The sequence below is a fragment of the Streptomyces sp. NPDC058145 genome, from assembly GCF_042884245.1.
Taxonomy (GTDB): Bacteria; Actinomycetota; Actinomycetes; order Streptomycetales; family Streptomycetaceae; genus Streptomyces.
The window spans coordinates 102,340-118,906 of sequence record NZ_JBHVUH010000001.1; the positions used below are offsets into that span (position 1 = coordinate 102,340).

The 16,567-nt window shown below is 74.0% G+C and carries 13 protein-coding genes and 2 pseudogenes; 12 read left to right on the plus strand and 3 right to left on the minus strand.

Annotated elements, in window-relative coordinates:
* The first annotated feature begins 49 nt into the window (after positions 1–49).
* From ACFVVO_RS00515 to ACFVVO_RS00535, 5 genes are all read left to right on the plus strand, one after another.
* On the plus strand, positions 50–898 hold the full coding sequence (locus ACFVVO_RS00515) for a menaquinone biosynthetic enzyme MqnA/MqnD family protein (RefSeq protein ID WP_390050790.1): 849 nt from the start codon (positions 50–52) through the stop codon (positions 896–898).
* A 71-nt stretch (positions 899–969) separates the two neighbouring features.
* Entirely contained in the window at positions 970–2,772 is a 1,803-nt protein-coding gene (locus ACFVVO_RS00520; protein WP_390050791.1) for a serine/threonine-protein kinase, read from the plus strand.
* Between the two features lie 35 nt (positions 2,773–2,807).
* Complete coding sequence (locus ACFVVO_RS00525) at positions 2,808–3,635, plus strand: prepilin peptidase (protein WP_390050792.1); 828 nt, start codon at positions 2,808–2,810, stop codon at positions 3,633–3,635.
* Positions 3,636–3,753: 118 nt separating this feature from the next.
* On the plus strand, positions 3,754–4,953 hold the full coding sequence (gene mqnC / locus ACFVVO_RS00530; RefSeq protein WP_390050793.1) for a cyclic dehypoxanthinyl futalosine synthase: 1,200 nt from the start codon (positions 3,754–3,756) through the stop codon (positions 4,951–4,953).
* 7 nt (positions 4,954–4,960) lie between these two features.
* The gene (locus ACFVVO_RS00535; RefSeq protein WP_390050794.1) at positions 4,961–5,560 is read left to right on the plus strand and encodes a hypothetical protein; all 600 of its coding nucleotides are present in this window, start codon (positions 4,961–4,963) and stop codon (positions 5,558–5,560) included.
* A gap of 6 nt (positions 5,561–5,566) precedes the next feature.
* Here ACFVVO_RS00535 and ACFVVO_RS00540 read toward each other — a convergent pair.
* Positions 5,567–6,275: pseudogene (locus ACFVVO_RS00540) on the minus strand (hypothetical protein).
* A 403-nt stretch (positions 6,276–6,678) separates the two neighbouring features.
* Between ACFVVO_RS00540 and ACFVVO_RS00545 the strand changes: the two are divergent.
* Positions 6,679–7,148 (plus strand): annotated as a pseudogene (locus tag ACFVVO_RS00545) (acyltransferase); the annotation flags it as partial.
* Complete coding sequence (locus ACFVVO_RS00550; RefSeq protein ID WP_390050795.1) at positions 7,145–7,840, plus strand: demethylmenaquinone methyltransferase; 696 nt, start codon at positions 7,145–7,147, stop codon at positions 7,838–7,840. The pseudogene ACFVVO_RS00545 and the gene ACFVVO_RS00550, both read left to right, overlap by 4 nt.
* 24 nt (positions 7,841–7,864) lie before the next feature.
* Here the strand turns inward: ACFVVO_RS00550 and ACFVVO_RS00555 are convergent, their stop codons facing one another.
* Entirely contained in the window at positions 7,865–8,200 is a 336-nt protein-coding gene (locus tag ACFVVO_RS00555; protein ID WP_390050796.1) for a PASTA domain-containing protein, read from the minus strand.
* Positions 8,201–8,292: 92 nt separating this feature from the next.
* Positions 8,293–8,799: a GNAT family N-acetyltransferase gene (locus ACFVVO_RS00560; RefSeq protein WP_390050797.1), complete on the minus strand. Its 507-nt coding sequence runs from the start codon at positions 8,797–8,799 to the stop codon at positions 8,293–8,295.
* 97 nt (positions 8,800–8,896) lie between these two features.
* On the opposite strand from ACFVVO_RS00560, the gene ACFVVO_RS00565 reads away from it, so the two are divergent.
* The 5 genes from ACFVVO_RS00565 to ACFVVO_RS00585 all read left to right on the plus strand — a co-directional run bounded on the left by ACFVVO_RS00565 (position 8,897) and on the right by ACFVVO_RS00585 (position 16,471).
* Positions 8,897–10,189: a geranylgeranyl reductase family protein gene (locus ACFVVO_RS00565; RefSeq protein ID WP_390050798.1), complete on the plus strand. Its 1,293-nt coding sequence runs from the start codon at positions 8,897–8,899 to the stop codon at positions 10,187–10,189.
* Between the two features lie 249 nt (positions 10,190–10,438).
* Positions 10,439–13,585, plus strand: a complete 3,147-nt coding sequence (locus ACFVVO_RS00570; RefSeq protein WP_390050799.1) for a CHAT domain-containing protein — start codon at positions 10,439–10,441, stop codon at positions 13,583–13,585.
* A 2-nt stretch (positions 13,586–13,587) separates the two neighbouring features.
* The gene (locus tag ACFVVO_RS00575; protein ID WP_390050800.1) at positions 13,588–13,995 is read left to right on the plus strand and encodes a hypothetical protein; all 408 of its coding nucleotides are present in this window, start codon (positions 13,588–13,590) and stop codon (positions 13,993–13,995) included.
* The gene (locus ACFVVO_RS00580) at positions 13,989–14,933 is read left to right on the plus strand and encodes a hypothetical protein (RefSeq protein WP_390050801.1); all 945 of its coding nucleotides are present in this window, start codon (positions 13,989–13,991) and stop codon (positions 14,931–14,933) included. Before ACFVVO_RS00575 ends, ACFVVO_RS00580 begins: the two co-directional genes overlap by 7 nt.
* Positions 14,930–16,471 (plus strand): tetratricopeptide repeat protein, encoded by a 1,542-nt coding sequence (locus ACFVVO_RS00585; protein ID WP_390050802.1) that lies wholly within the window; start codon positions 14,930–14,932, stop codon positions 16,469–16,471. Before ACFVVO_RS00580 ends, ACFVVO_RS00585 begins: the two co-directional genes overlap by 4 nt.
* Positions 16,472–16,567 lie beyond the last annotated feature (96 nt).

Consider the following 16,567-nt stretch of genomic DNA (forward strand, 5'->3'; position numbering starts at 1 on the left):
CGGCGGGGCCGGTCTCGGCACCGTACCGCACGGGGTCTAGTCTCGCGATGTGGACAATTCTCGCACCCGGCCGCGCGTCGGCCACATCCAGTTCCTGAACTGCCTGCCCCTCTACTGGGGGCTCGCGAGAACCGGCACGCTCCTCGATTTCGAGCTGACGAAGGACACGCCGGAAAAGCTCAGCGAGCAGATCGTGCGCGGCGACCTCGACATCGGGCCCGTCACCCTCGTGGAGTTCCTGCGCAACGCGGACGACCTGGTGGCCTTCCCGGACATCGCCGTCGGCTGCGACGGCCCGGTGATGTCCTGCGTGATCGTGTCGCAGGTCCCGCTCGACCGGCTGGACGGCGCCCGGGTCGCCCTCGGTTCGACCTCGCGCACCTCGGTCAGGCTGGCCCAGCTGCTGCTGGCGGAACGCTTCGGCGTCCAGCCGGACTACTACACCTGCCCGCCCGACCTCAGCCTGATGATGCAGGAGGCGGACGCCGCCGTCCTGATCGGCGACGCCGCCCTGCGCGCCAACCTGATCGACGGTCCCCGCTTCGGCCTGGAGGTGCACGACCTGGGCGCGCTGTGGAAGCAGTGGACCGGGCTGCCGTTCGTCTTCGCGGTCTGGGCGGCCCGCCGCGACTACGCCGAGCGCGAGCCGCTCATCACCCGTAAGGTCCACGAGGCCTTCCTCGCCTCCCGCAACCTCTCGCTGGAGGAGGTCGGCAAGGTCGCCGAGCAGGCCGCCCGCTGGGAGTCCTTCGACGAGGCCACCCTCGAGCAGTACTTCACCACCCTCGACTTCAGCTTCGGCGGACCGCAGTTGAAGGCGGTCACCGAGTTCGCCCGCCGGGTCGGCCCGACGACCGGCTTCCCGGCGGACGTGAAGGTGGATCTGCTTCAGCCGTAATCGCCACGGCACTACGCTGCGGGCAGTGAGGCGTTGCCGGGGAGAGGCGTTACGGGGGAGAGGTGCACGCCATGCAGCCGCTCGGAGCCGACGAACCGGCCGCCGTCGGGCCCTACCGGCTGCTCGGCCGGCTCGGCTCCGGCGGTATGGGCCGGGTCTACCTGGGCCGCAGCGCGGGCGGCCGTACGGTCGCGGTGAAGATCGTGCATCCGCACTTCGCGCTGGACGAGGAGTTCCGGGCCCGCTTCCGGCGGGAGGTCGAGGCCGCCCGCCGGGTCGGCGGCGCCTGGACCGCGCCCGTCCTGGACGCGGACCCGGAGGCCGCCGTGCCCTGGGTCGCCACCGCCTACGCGGCGGGCCCCTCCCTCTCCGCGGCCGTCACGGACGGCGGCCCGCTGCCGGCGCGGACCGTACGGGCCCTGGGCGCGGGCCTCGCCGAGGCGCTCACCGCCGTACACGAACTGGGCCTGGTGCACCGGGACGTGAAGCCGTCCAACGTGCTCCTGACCCTGGACGGCCCGCTGCTCATCGACTTCGGCATCGCCCGGGCCACGGACGGTACGGCGTCCCTGACCTCGACCGGCGTCTCCGTCGGCTCGCCCGGCTACATGTCCCCCGAGCAGATCCTCGGCAAGGGCGTCACCGGAGCGGCCGACGTCTTCTCCCTCGGCGCGGTGCTGGCCTACGCGGCGACCGGTGAGCCCCCGTTCCCCGGCGACTCCTCGGCCGCCCTGCTGTACAAGGTCGTCCACGAGGAACCGGAACTCGGCGGCCTGACGGGTGAGTTGCGCGAGGCGGCGGCCGCCTGTCTGGCGAAGGACCCGGCGGCCCGCCCGGCCCCCGCGGAACTGGCCCGCCGGCTCGCCCCCGAGGGCACCGCCCGCCTGATCGCCGGCGGCTGGCTGCCGGGCGCGCTGGTCGAACAGGTCAGCCGGAGCGCCGTGAGCCTGCTCAACCTGGAGACGGCCGAGGCCGCTCCGTCCGGCCCGGTGGGCTTCAGCAGCCCCTCGGTGGGCGGGACTTCGGGCGCCGCGCACCTCACGCGCGAGAGGGGCCGGACGGAGCAGTCCGGAACGGCGCCGTCCGAGGGCCGTCCGGTCCCGGTCGCGGGGGTGTTCGGGCCGGCCCCGTCGATGACTCCGCCCCTGCCGTCCGGCGCTCCGGCTCCGCCGCCCGGGGCTCCGGCCGGCTCCCCGGAGGGTCCCGTCGCGCAGCCGGGCACCGGGGGCGGGGAGCCGTCCGCCGAGTCCGGGCCGCGGGACGCGGGGCCGGCCCCCGGCAGGGTCACCGTGAGCGTGGCGGCGACGTCAACGCCGGGCGAGAAGGGGCGCGGACGCCGGGTGAGCTGCACCGTCGCGCTGGCCGTGGCGGGAGCGACGGCCGCGGCGGCGGTGGGGCTCGGGGCGCTGCTCCGGCCGTGGGCCGGCGGCGACCACGACACGGCGGGCAGCGCACCGCAGGCCTCCCACTCGGCCGCCGCCTCGACCTCCGGGGCACCCGACGCGAGCGGTGGCACGCCGGGCGCGATCCCGGCCCGCTACCTCGGCACCTGGGAGGGCGAGGCCAGCGGACTCGGCGGCAGCCTGCCCATGGGCACCTTCCGGCTCACCGTGCACAAGGCGGCCGTCGGCAAGGAGCTGGGCCGGCTGCGGCAGACCGACCAGCTCGGCGGAGTCTGCGTCGACATCCTCACCCTGAAGCAGGTGACGCCGTCCCGGATCGTGGCGACCTCGGTCGGCGCGAAGTCCAACCACGCCGGCTGCGACCCGGCGCCGCACCCGGTGGAGTTGACGCCGGTCGGCGACGACCTTCGTTACTCCTCGGAGAGTGCGGCCGAGGGCGATCCGGTGGCCCGGATGTCGAAGGCCGACTGAGGCGAACGGGACCACACGCCGGAAGGGGAGAGCGGATGAGTGCCGCAGGAGTGAGCACGGAGGCGCTGGTCCTCGCCGCCGCGCTGTGGGGCGCGGCGGCCGGGGCGCTGCTGCCCAGGGCCGCCTACCGCTTCGCGGTCCCGGCCGGCGAGCCGTGGCGGGAGCGGTGCGCGCAGGGGCACCCGATCCGCGGCTGGCTCGGGCGGGCGCGGTGCGGGCCGTGCGCACAGGAGGCGGTGCGGGAACAAGGGGCCACACGGACAGGGGTCAAGGCTCGGGCACGGGTGACGGTGCGGGCACCGCAGGCGGCGAAGGCACCGTACTCGCCGTCCACCGTGCTCCTCGCCGTCGCCACCGCCCTCGCCTGCGCCGCCCTCGCCGTCGCCACCGGTACCCGGCCCGAGCTGGGCGTCTGGCTGCTGCTCGCGCCGGTGTGGGTGCTGCTGGCCGCCGTGGACGTACGGGTGCAACGGCTGCCCGACCCGCTGACCCTGCCGCTCGCGGCCGCCGGGCTCGGCCTGCTCGCCCTCGTCACCCTGATGCCGGAACACGCCGGTGACTGGCTCACCGCGCTGTACGGCGCGCTCGCGCTCGGTGGCGGCTACCTCGTGCTGTTCCTCGTCAACCCGTCCGGCATGGGCTTCGGCGACGTCAAACTCGCGCTCGGCATGGGCGCCGTGCTCGGCTGGTACGGCTGGCCGACCCTGCTGCTCGGCACCTTCGCCGGTTTCCTGCTCGGCGCGCTCTACGGCGGAGCGCTCGTGGTCGCCCGGCGAGCGGGCCGCAAGACGGCCATACCCTTCGGGCCGTTCCTCATCGCCGGCGCCTTCGCCGGGCTGCTGATCGGCGCCTACGCGGCCTGACAGCGGACGGCCGGAGCGGCTGGCGTAGGCTGGTCCGGTCCGTCCACCCGTCTCCCACCACCCTTGCATCGAGCGCTCCGCGCACAGCTCCTGATCACCCCTTGACGAAAGGGACCCGGTGTCCGAGAAGGCCGACCTCCAGTCCGTCCTCGACCGTGCCGCCGCCGGTGGGCGGATCACCGCCGAAGAGGCGCTCGTCCTCTACCGCGACGCCCCGCTGCACGCGCTGGGCGCCGCCGCCGACGCCGTACGCCGCCGCAAGTACGCGGGCATCGAGCACATCGCCACGTACATCATCGAGCGCAACATCAACTACACGAACGTGTGCGTCACGGCGTGCAGGTTCTGCGCCTTCTACGCGGCCCCCAAGGACACCGACAAGGGCTGGACCCGCGACCTCGACGACATCCTGCGCCGCTGCGCGGAGACCGTGGAGCTGGGCGGCACCCAGATCATGTTCCAGGGCGGCCACCACCCGGACTACGGCGTCGAGTACTACGAGAAGCACTTCAAGGCCATCAAGGACGCCTTCCCCCAGCTGGTGATCCACTCGCTGGGCGCCTCCGAGGTCGAGCACATGGCCCGGATCAGCGGGGTCCCGGTGGAAGAGGCCATCACCCGGATCCACGAGGCGGGCCTGGACTCCTTCGCGGGCGCCGGCGCCGAACTCCTGCCCGAGCGGCCGCGCAAGGCCATCGCCCCGCTGAAGGAGAGCGGTGAGCGCTGGCTGGAGATCATGGAGATCGCGCACGGGCTGGGCGTGGAGTCGACGTCCACCATGCTCATGGGCACGGGCGAGACCAACGCCGAGCGCATCGAGCACCTGCGCATGATCCGTGACGTGCAGGACCGCACGGGCGGCTTCCGGGCCTTCATCCCGTACACCTACCAGCCCGAGAACAACCACCTGAAGGGCCGCACCCAGGCCACCCTCTTCGAGTACCTGCGGATGATCGCCATCGCGCGCCTCTTCCTGGACAACGTCCAGCACATCCAGGGCTCGTGGCTGACCACCGGCAAGGAGGTCGGCCAGCTCTCCCTGCACTACGGCGCGGACGACCTCGGCTCGATCATGCTGGAGGAGAACGTGGTCTCCTCCGCCGGCGCCAAGCACCGCTCCAACCGGCTCGAGATCATCGACCTCATCCGCAAGGCGGGCCGCGTCCCGGCCCAGCGCGCCACGACGTACGAGCACCTCGTCGTGCACGACGACCCGGCGAACGACCCGGTCGACGACCGCGTGGTCTCCCACATCTCCTCCACGGCGATCGACGGCGGCACGGCACACCCGGAACTGAAGCTGCTGGCGTCCAACTGACCCCGCCGTGCTGACACTTCACGTCGCCGAGCGGTCCCCGGAGGTCGCTGTTCTGGTCGACGGGGCGTCCATCGCCGGCGTCGGCCCGTACGAGGAACTGGCCGCCGCCGAACCCCGGGCGAGGGTCCGGCGCTGGCCCGGCATCCTCACCCCGGGGCTGCTGAACCCGTATGGCCCGGAGCTGCTGGAGGCCACTTACCACCCCGACCCGCGCGAGGCCGATGTGCTCGGCACCGAGCCGATCGTCGGAGCGCGGGCGCGGGAGATCTTCCGCGCCGACCCCGCACGCCTCGGTGCGAGCGCGCGGCGCGGGGTGCAGCGGTTGCTGGCGCACGGCACGGTGGCGGTGGCCGGGGAGCTGCGGTCGCGGGCCGTGGTCGACGCGGTGCGCAGGGCCGGGCTCGCGGTGGGACAGCGGCCGGACCGCCTCCCGGGTCCGGTGGCGCTGTCCCCGACCCCGCTGATCCTGCTGCCGGGACTGGTGCCGGGCGGTCCCGCCCGACTCGCCGTGTTCGACGTCGCTGACCGCGCCGAACTGGTCCGACGCGGCGCCGGGACCTGTGTGGCGACCGTGATCGGCGGGCGGCTGGTGTACCGCGGCCGCTGACCGGTCTCAACCGGAGAACCGCTTCCCGAACGCCCCCGAACTCTGGCTCACCCCGCTGCAGTCGGTCGCCGCGTCGTCCGCGGAGGAATCGTCCTCGCACCGCCGGTCGCGGAAGGTGGACCACATCGACACCCAGGCGATCTCCTTCTGCTCGGCGAACGCCCGTACCTGGGCCGCGTCGGAGAGGGTGGAAATCCCCCCGGCCACGTCGTTGACGCCGATCATCGAGATGAGCGCCATGCCCCGCCAGGCGCCCGCGTCGGACAGCCCGAACACCCTCTTCAGCTGGGCGGGCGCGGCCCTGGCGGAGGTGAGGGCGTAGTCGCCCATGTCGCCGGCGTACGACTCGCCGTAGTTCATCGTCATGTGGTTGACGGTGGCGACCTGGACGTCATGGCTGTTCGCGGACTCCAGCAGCGCGAGGCTGTTCGCGTCCAGTCCCGAGGGCCTCACCGGGAGGGCGAACGAGACCTCCAGGTCCGGCCGTTCCCGCTCCCGGGTGCAGTCGTCGTCACCGTAGATCACGAAGGCGAGGTGTACGTCGCCGGGGAACCGGCGGGGTCGGTGGCGGATCTCGCCGTGGCGCTGACGTAGGGGGCGTACGCGGGGGGGGGGGCGGGGTGTACGACGTGCTCCCGGAGTGCCCTGAGCAGCCCGTGACAGCGAGTGCAAACAGGCAGGTGAATCCAGTCATGCGCTTCCGGAAACGCCTCATCGCATACGCGCCAGCTCTCGTTGCCTCTGCCTCGGAACGGAAACGGATTGCTGTTTCCCAGAGGAAATCTCTCACACGCTCCCATTCGGCATCGTAGGGCTCTATATGTAGGTTGCCCGATTCGGGAGCGCTGTTTGTCCGATGGGCCTGGAATTGGGCTCCTTGGGTCTCTCAGGGAATCGACAGGTTGGGGACGGTCTCATGGGTGGCTCATAAGAATTCCCGGGAAAGGGCCATATGAAGCCTCCCTGATATCCGAGGAATGCAATCCGAACCCGCCCTCGAAAGTCGCGCCACCGGACGTGGTCGCCGCCGCAAACATGGCAACGGGTCCGCCGGGGGACGCGTGTTCGTCGATTCCACCGGGCGCCGGTCCAAGGCGCTGCGCCGGATCGGCACGCTCGTCGGCGTCCTCGCGCTCGCCGCGCTCGGGTACGGCGGCTGGTACGCCCTCGCGCACCGGGCGGAGTTCGTCACGTACGACCTCGACGAGAACCCGCTCGCGCAGGCCCTCTGGTCGGCCGGGTTCGTGCTGCCGCTGATGTGGGCGAAGGCGCGGTTCCGGATCGGCTTCGCCCGGCTCGGCCGATTCAGGCGCCTGGACCGGACGGTCACGGTCTTCAGGCGCGCGCGGTGACGATCTACCTGTGGCACGAGATCGCGCTGATCCTGGCGGTCCCGCTGATCGACCGGCTCTGGGACGTGCCCGCCTTCGAGCGGTACCTGCCGCTCGACAGCCAGTGGTTCATGTTCGGGGTCGGCTGGGCCCTGATCGCCGTGTTCGTGCCGGCGTGCGGCTGGGTGGAGGACGTGGCCGCGAAGAAGAAGCCGCGACTGATCCCGGCAGGGCGTGCTGCAACAATGGGCGGGTGACCCGCGCCTCTCTGAACAAGCAGCCGCACGAAGTCGCCTCGATGTTCGACGACGTGGCGGAACGGTACGACCTGACGAACGACGTGCTGTCGCTCGGCCAGGACCGGCGCTGGCGCAAGGAGGTGGCGAAGGCGGTCGACGCGCGCCCCGCGCAGAAGGTCCTCGACCTCGCGGCCGGCACGGCGACCTCCTCACTTCCCTTCGCGCGCACCGGCGCGTACGTCGTCCCGTGCGACTTCTCCCTCGGGATGCTCCAGGTCGGCAAGAAGAAGCACACCTGGCTGCCGTTCACGGCGGGCGACGCGACCAGGCTGCCGTTCAAGGACGACACCTTCGACGCCGTGACGATCTCCTTCGGGCTGCGCAACGTGCAGGACACGGACGCGGCGCTGCGGGAGATGTACCGGGTGACCCGGCCCGGTGGACGCGTGGTGATCTGCGAGTTCTCGCACCCGACCTGGGCGCCCTTCCGGACCGTCTACACCGAGTACCTGATGCGCGCCCTGCCGCCGGTCGCCCGTACGGTCTCCTCCAACCCGGACGCCTACGTCTACCTCGCCGAGTCCATCCGCGCCTGGCCCGACCAGCCCGGCCTCGCCGAGCGGCTGCGCAAGGCGGGCTGGTCGAAGGTGGCCTGGCGCAACCTCAGCGGCGGTGTGGTCGCGCTGCACCGGGGTTTCAAGGAGAGCTGAGTCCCGCCGGCGGGTGACCGCCGCTCACCGGTTGATCATCTCGAAGGCGTCGCCGGCCTCGCCCAGTTCGCGCTGCATGCCGCCCGTGGGCGGCCGCGGGATGCGTGGCTCGCGCACGCCTCCGCCGCCCTCGCCCTCACCGAAGTCGAACCACACGTACACCACGGAGTCCGGCGGCACCTGGGCGCCGGGCTGCGGGTACTGGCGTACGACGTACTCGACCACCGTGTGCGCGAAGTCCGGGCGGTCCGGCGCGTTGAGGAACAGCCCTCGGGCCCGGGCCGTTTCGCGCGCGTCCATGGCCATGAGGCCGACCAGACGGGGAACGCGCGCTTCGGATGTTTTGGGTGTTATACGCACAGATGTCACCCCCAGCGGTACTGGAAGGGTAACGCGGGCGCGAGCCACCCGGAAGCGACATGTGGCTTTCTGTGACAGATAATTACTCTCAGTCACAGGTCAAGTCGGTAGCAGTGCCCCTGCCGTGCCGAGGCCGGTGTCGTGAACGTCTCCGCGAGCCGCATGCCGAGGCGCCGGGTGACCGCGATGGAGCGTTCGTTGCGCGAGTCGACCATCGCCACCACCCGGCCCACCCCGGCCGCCCGCAGCCGGTCCAGCGTCTCCTCGGCGGCGGCCGTGGCGTACCCCCGTCCCCAGTGCGCCCGGCCCAGCCGCCAGCCGATCTCGATCTCGCCCTCTGGCCCCCAGGCGTGCGGCCACGGCTGGGCCCCGGTGAAGCCGACGATGCCGCCCTCGTCGTCCAGCACCGACCACAGGCAGAACCCCCGCTCCGCGTCGTGCCGGCGCTGGCGCGCGGTCAGCTCCTCGTACACCGACACCTCGGCGGACCGGCCCCCGTGGAACTCCATGACGTCCGGGTCGTCGAAGACCCGGTGCCAGGAGAACGCGTCCTCGTCGGTGGGCACACGCAGCCGTACAGCGGGGAGAGCTCGGTTCACGGGGTAGCCCTTCAGCCGGGTGATCAGTACTGCTGAATAGACTGCCCATGTCCAGTGCCGGTCGGCACGCAGATTCCGAACTTGGGGAGATCCCGCCGTGACAGTCGTGACTGAGCCCCTCTCCGAGAACACCGCCGATGTGATCGTCGTCGGCGCGGGGCCGGCCGGCTCCACCACCGCGTACCACCTCGCCAAGGCCGGACTCGACGTCCTCCTGCTGGAGAAGACCGAGTTCCCGCGCGAGAAGGTCTGCGGCGACGGCCTCACCCCGCGCGCGGTGAAGCAGCTCGTGGCGATGGGCATCGACATCTCCGAGGAGGCCGGCTGGCTGCGCAACAAGGGCCTGCGCATCATCGGCGGCGGCAGCCGTCTCCAGCTCGACTGGCCCGATCTCGCCTCGTTCCCGGACTACGGCCTCGTCCGCAGGCGTGACGACTTCGACGAGCAGCTCGCCCGCAACGCCCAGAAGGCCGGCGCCCGCCTCTTCGAGCGCTGCAACGTCTCCGGCCCCGTCGTCGACGACCGCACCGGACGCATCACCGGTGTGACCGCCAAGCTCGGCGAGGAGAAGCGTGAGGTCACCTTCCACGCGCCGCTCGTCGTCGCCGCCGACGGCAACTCCACCCGCCTGTCCCTCGCGATGGGCCTGCACCGCCGCGAGGACCGCCCGATGGGCGTCGCGGTGCGCACCTACTTCACCTCCCCCCGCCACGAGGACGACTACCTGGAGTCCTGGCTGGAGCTGTGGGACCGGCGCGGCTCACAGGAGCGCCTGCTGCCCGGCTACGGCTGGATCTTCGGCATGGGCGACGGCACCTCCAACGTCGGCCTCGGCGTGCTGAACACCTCGGCCGCCTTCAAGGAGCTGGACTGGCGCGAGATCCTCAAGGCCTGGTGCGCGTCCATGCCCGAGGACTGGGGCTACACCCCCGAGAACATGACCGGCCCGATCCGCGGCGCCGCCCTGCCCATGGCCTTCAACCGCCAGCCGCACTACACGAAGGGGCTGCTGCTCGTCGGCGACGCGGGCGGCCTGGTGAACCCCTTCAACGGCGAGGGCATCGCCTACGCCATGGAGTCCGGCCAGATCGCCGGCGACGTCATCGTGCAGGCCCACGCGCGCGCGACGCCCGCCCAGCGCGAGATCGCCCTGCAGCGCTACCCGCGCGTCCTCAAGGACACCTACGGCGGCTATTACAGCCTGGGCCGCGCCTTCGTGAAGCTCATCGGCAACCCGAAGGTCATGCAGATCGCCGCCCAGCGCGGCCTGACCCACCCCGTGCTGATGAAGTTCACCCTGAAGCTCCTGGCGAACCTCACCGACCCCACGGGCGGTGACGCGATGGACCGCATCATCAACGGCCTGAGCAGGGTCGCGCCGAAGGCGTGAGGGAGCGCGCCCGGGACGTGACCGGGCGCGAGAGCCGATACGGCGGCGGCCTGGCGGACGTACACCTCGTCCCGCCGGGCCGCCGTCGTGCTCCCCCCTCTCCCGCCGGTGGAGCCCTGGCGGTGCGGGCGCCGTGAGCCCGGCGGCACGGCGCTCATCTCCCTTGCCCGGTGGCATAGTTGAACCGGAGGGCGGGACGGGGCGGGTGCGCCGTGGCGCCGAGGGTCGTCGAGCCCAGGGGAGCCGTGCATGGCTGGTGCCGACTACGAGCGGGACATGAACGCGGGACTCACGGCCATGGGGGACTACGGCCGAGGCGGGCCGCGGGAGCGGTTCACCGCCGCGGAGCAGGCCTTCACCCGCGCCGCCGAGGCGGCGGACGCACCGGACGACGCCCGTCGGCGCGCGGCGGCCTGGGGCAACCGAGCGGGCCTGTGGTACCAGCGGCACCGCCGTACCGGCGAAGCCGAGGCGATCCACGCGGCCGTCCGGGACGCCGCCCGGGCGCTCCTGGACTGCCCGGAGGAACGGGGCCACGGCGAGAACCTGGGCCTGGCCCTGCGAGCCTGCCAGGAGCGGTTACCGGACCACACGGCGGACGAGCTGACCGCGCTCGTCGCGGTGTTGAACGCGCTGCGCGAGCGCAGTGCCCGTGCCGGTGGCGCGCTCGACTTCACCGCCGCCCTGTATCTGGCCCTCGCCCACCAGGAACGGCTGCGCCGGACCGGCGGCGAACGGGACCACCGGGCACTGGCCGAGGCCGCCGAGGCCACCGCCCGGATCGCGGTGGCCTGGCAGCTCCCCGACGCCGCCCACCACCTGGCGGTGGCCGCCGCCCAGTACCGCGGCCTTGAGGCCCGCTGCCCGGGCGAGGGGCACGCCGAGCGGGCGTTCGCACTCAGCACGGACGCCCTCTCCCGGTTCGGCCCGGGCACGGAGGACCACCGCAGGCAGTCGCACGACTGGGCGCTCACCGGGCTGATGTGCCTCAGCCTCGGCCAGCGGCTGCCCGACGACCAGCTCGACCGCCTGCTCCCGCTGCTGCCCGAGGCCGCCTCCGGCCTCGGCAACCCCGGCCTCGTCACCGACGGGCTGCGCGACTGGTGGGAGTCCGGCGGCCGCGGTGACGACCGCGCCACGCACGCCCTCCTCGTCCACACGGAGACCGAGTGCGCTCGGCTGCCCGAGGACGATCCGCGGCTGCCCATGGTGCTGAACCTGCTGGGCAGCGTGCTGCACCACCGCTTCGCGCACGGCACCGGCACCCGGCCCGAACTGGACCGGGCCGTCGGCTGCTTCCGGCGCGTCCTGGAACTCACCGACGACACCTCCCCCGAGCGCCGCGCGGCGCTCGCCAACCTGGCCGTGTGCCGCCTCGCCACGGACGGCCGGGACGACGAGGCGCCGGAGGGACGGGACGAGCCGGACGGTGACGCGCCGCCGCACGAACTGGTGGCGCACGCCTGGCAGTTGCTCAACTCGGCGCAGGGCGTGCGGGCCGGGGAGCGCGGCGAGCGCGCGCTGCGCCTGCTGGAGCGGGCCCGCGCGGCCACCGAACCGGGCACCCACCTCGCCGCCTCCGTCGCCCAGGGAATCGGCGCGGCCCTGCTGGCGCGGCACCGCCACACCCCGGGCACGCTCGCCCTCGGACACGCCATGGACGCCCTGGAGCGCGAGGCCGCGGCACAGCCGGACGACAGCCCGAACCGCGCGGTGCTGCTGCTGGAACTGGCATCGTGCTGGGCCGCACGGTACGAGTTCAGCGGCAGTGCCCTGGACCTGGAGGACGCGCTGCTCCTCGCCCGGGAGGCCCGCCCCCTGATGCCCCCGGGACCCCGGCTCCTGGAGTCCACCCGGCGGCTCGGCGCCCTGCTGCTGCGGCAGGACCCCTGGTCCGCCGAGGGCCTGCGGCTGGTGCGCGAGGCGGCCGAGCCGGACGCGGGCGACACGGGGTCCTGGTCCACCGCCGCGGACTGGGCTCGTGCCGCCGCCGGCCAGGAGAGGTGGGACGAGGCACGGACCGCGGCCCGGCTCGCCCTGCGCCGCTGCCTCCTCCGGGCCGCCGATCGCGCGGCCACCCCCCACGCCCGCCTGGAGAGTCTGGAGCAGGCCCGCGGCCTGGCGGTCGAGGCCGCCCTCGTCGCGGTCCGCGCCGGAGACCCGCGCGCGGCCCTGCGCAGCCTCGACACGCTCGGCACCCTCGACCCGGCGACGGCCGCCGAGGGCGGCCCACGCGCACGCAGCGCCGCCGGGACGGCCGGCGCGGTGCCCGGGAACGTGCGGGGCGGCGAAGCGACGCCGCCTCCGCCGCCCGAGGGGTGCGTCCTCGTCCACCTGTGCACGTCGCCGGAGAACGACCTGCTCGCCCTCGCCGTGGACGCCACGGGCGGAGTCCGGCCGCTGTGGCTGCCCGTCGCACGCCGGGAACTGGTCGAGCGGGCCGGACTCGCCTGGCTGGCCCTCGGCGACGAGCACGATCCCGCGTGGCCGCCCCAGGTCGTGGACGAACTGGGCGGCTGGCTGGGCGAGCGGCTGGTGCGGCCGCTGCTGACCGAACTGCGCACACCGTGGCTGTGCGTCGTCCCGCACGGCTCGGCCCTCGGCGCCCTGCCCCTGCACGCCGCGTGGTGGCCCGACCCGTCCGCCCCCGACGGACGCCGCTACGCCCTGGACGAAGCCCTGATCACCTATGCCAACGCCGCCGGCCGGCCCGGCGGACGCCCCGACGGCCCCGCGCCCCGGAGCATCCTCGCGGTCGCCGACCCGGAGCACGCCGGCGCCGCCCCGCTGCCCGGGGCGCGCCGCGAGGCCGAACACGTCGTACGGCACTTCGGCCGGCACACCCTGCTGACGGGCCCCGCGGCGCGCCGAGCCGCCGTGCTGGAGGCGCTGGCCGGCAGCGACGTCGTCCACCTGGCGGCACACAGCGTGCTGGACGTCGACCAGCCCATGCGCGGCGGCGTCCGGCTCGCCGACGGCGAGCTGCTGGCCCTGCGGGAACTGGTGGCCCAGCCGCTGAACCGGATCCGCCTCATGGTGCTGGCCACGTGCAGCCTGGGCCAGGCCGGGCGGTTCGCGCTCGGCGCCGGGCAACCGGGCTCCCTCCCGGACGCCCTGCTGCACGCCGGGGTGGGCGGCATCGTCAGCAGTCTGTGGCCGACGCCGGACGAGAGCAGCGCCCTGCTGCTGTCCCGGTTCTACGAGCTGTGGGCCACGGGCACCCGCGCCCATCCGGCCGAGGCCCTGCGCAGTGCCCAGCGCTGGCTGCGCGAGGCGACCAACGAGGAGCTGGGCGGCACCCCGCCCGCCGCCCCCGCGGCCCGCGCCTTCTGGGCCCGCACCCGCCCCTACCAGCATCCCGTCCACTGGGCGGCCTTCAGCTACGCGGGAGCCTGACCGTGCACGACGACAGCGTCTTCGAATGCGCTCGAGCCATCCGCGCCCAGCTGCCGAGGCTGCTGAACCCGCTCGACGGGGCGCGTCGCGACGAGATCGACCGACGCCTGGCGCGGGCGCTCGCCCGCCACGCCGAACCCGGCGCCGCCGATGACATCCTCGACATCCTGTGGAGCGTGCCCGAACTGCGCACCTGGGCGGCCGGCTTCCTGGAGACCGGAGCCCCGCCCCGGTACGCCGAGCGCGGCGGCTACCAGCGGCTGCCCGGCTCCGGTGAGGCCGTACCCGCCGAACGCTTCGACTGTCCCGAAGGCGACTTCGTCTGGTACCGGGCCTTCCTGGACGAACGCGTGCCCCGGTGCCCGACCCACGCCACGCCGCTCGTCCGGCAGGACACCCCGCCATGCTGAGCCGCTTCGTCGACGCGGTCGCGGGACGGCTCGCCGCCGAGTGGCTCGCCGTCGGCACCCAGGGGCTCGTGTTCTGGTCCGGTGGCCTCGCCGCGCTGACGTGGGGGACGGGACAGTCGCCGCTGGGCTGGCTCCAGGACCGGCCGCCGGGCACCCGGATCGTCTCGGGCGTCGCGGCGCTGCTGGCCGTCGTCCTGTCCGGCGCGGCCGTACACCGGCTGACCCCCGCCGTCCTCCCGCTGCTGGAGGGGTACGGCTGGCCCGCGCGGCTGCACCGCGCCATGACGGCCCGCCAGGACGCCCGGCGGCGCCGGCTGCGCACGGACTGGACGCGTCTTCACCGGGCGCTCGGCGAGGACGGCGGGCCGGGGAGCGCCGGTGCGCCGCCCGGGGCGTACGACGCCTTCGTCCGGACCGACGCCGCCCTGCGCCGTGTCCCCGCCGCCCCGGACCGGCAGCTGCCCACCTGGATCGGCAACACCCTGCGCAGCGCCGAGCTGCGTCCGTACGACAAGTACGGTCTCGACGCGGTCAAGTGCTGGCCGCACCTGTGGCTGCTGCTTCCCGCCGAGACCCGCACCCAGCTGACGACCGCGCGCGCGACGCTCGACTCGGCGGTGTCCGCCTTCATCTGGTCCGCGGCCTTCGTGCTGTGGACCCCCTGGGCCTGGTGGGCCGCGCCCGTCGCGCTGGCGGCGGCCGCGGGTGTGCACCGCTGCGCCCTGCGCGCCCCCTGCGCCGCCTTCGCCGACCTCCTCGAGGCCGCGTTCGACCTGCACCGCTTCGCCCTGTACGACGCACTGCGCTGGCCCGCACCGCGCGACCCCGCCCAGGAACGTCGGGAAGGCCCCAGGGTGACCGCCTACCTCTGGCGGGGCTCCGGCGACCCGGCCCCCGTCTTCACCGCGCCCACCGTGCCACCGGAGGACCGGCCATGACCGACGACACCACGTTCGGCCACCAGGACAGCGGTGTCCCGGAGGACGGCGTCCCCGGGACCGGGGTTCCCGAGAACGGCATCCCCGGGGGACATGCCGTCCGAACCCCCGAGGACTTCATGCTGTTCCGCGCGGACATGCTGCGCGGTCTCGGCGAGGACGACCAGGCCGACGCCCTGCTGCGGCAGCTCTCGCAGACCCGCTCCCCCCACCTGCTGCACCGCATCGGCACGTCCTGGCTCAGGGCCGGCCGGCCCGACGAGTGCGCGCGGGTGCTGCGCGCGGCCCTGCCGGCGGCGGCCGGCACCGAGGACGAGATGGAGATCGCGACGAACCTGGGCTGCGCGCTGTTCCTCCTCGGGGAGGAGGCCGAGGCGGAGCCGCACCTGCGTCGCGGGGCGGCCCTGGGCAGCCCGATCGCGCGGCAGAACCTCGCGACCGTGCTGCGGCGCGGCGGTGACCCCGAGGGGGCCGAACGCGTCCTGCGCCGGGCCGCGGCGGACGGCGGCACGGGCGCGATTCTCTCGCTGGCCCACCTGCTGCGCGCCGACGGGCGCCGTCGCGAGGCCTGGGAGTGGCTGCGCAGGGCGGCCGCGACGGGACTGGTCGAGGCAGCTTCGGTCCTCGGTGCCGACCTCGCCCTGGACGGGCCGGACCAGGATCTGGTCGAGGCCGAGCACTGGCTGACGCCGGCCGCGCGCAGCGGGGACACCTCCGCCGAGTGGCGGCTGGGCCAGTTGCTGTCCCGGCGGGGGGAGGACGAGCAGGCCCGCCGGTGGCTCACCCGCGCCGCCGAGAAGGCGGTCCGGCCCCAGGACCCGGAGCGGACGGAGGCGGACGCGGAGGCGGCCGGGGAGCCAGGGCCGGTGCCGGGCGGACGGCCGCGCCGGCTGCGCGACGGCACCCGCGAGCCGCGAGACGGCGGACCACGCGTGGTCGTGGGACGGGGCGACGTCCTCACGCTGTCCCGGGACGACGACGAACGCGCGCCGATCCGCCAGGCGGCGGGAGCCGCGTTCACCCTCGGGGCGCTGCTGTGCGATCAGGGAGAGAGTGAGGAGGGACGCCGGTGGCTGCGTATCGCGGTGGAGGCGGGTGAGCCGGAGGCCGCCGTGGGCCTGGCCCGCATGGCCGGGCGGGCGGGGGACGAGGTGGAGCAGCTCCGCTGGTACGCCCGCGCCCACGAACTGGGCCATGGCACCGCGGCGTTCCACGCCGGCGGGCTCTGCGGGGAACGGGGGCGCGCACGGGAGGCCGAGGACTGGTACGAGCGCTCCGCGGCGGCCGGCCACGGTCTGGCCGCGGCCAACCTGGCCGGCATGCACGGAGCCAGGGGCGACCTGGAGGGGGCCGAACGCTGGTACCGACGGGCCGTCGGCCTCAGCGGCCACCCCGACGCCGACGCCCTGGTGCGCCGCTTCACCACCCTGAGCGACCAGGAGCAGGCGCTCGCCGAGTGGGTGCTGTGGTGCGCACGGCGCGGGTTCCCCTGGGCCGTCGAGTGGGTGCGCGACACCGGGCTCCCGGAGACCGCGTGACAAGGCCGACCGGGCCGTAGCGCATCCGGAATGCCCCACCTGCCGGGAATCTGCCGGAGGGGAACCGGCCGGTCGGGAACCGGAAGGACCGCGGCC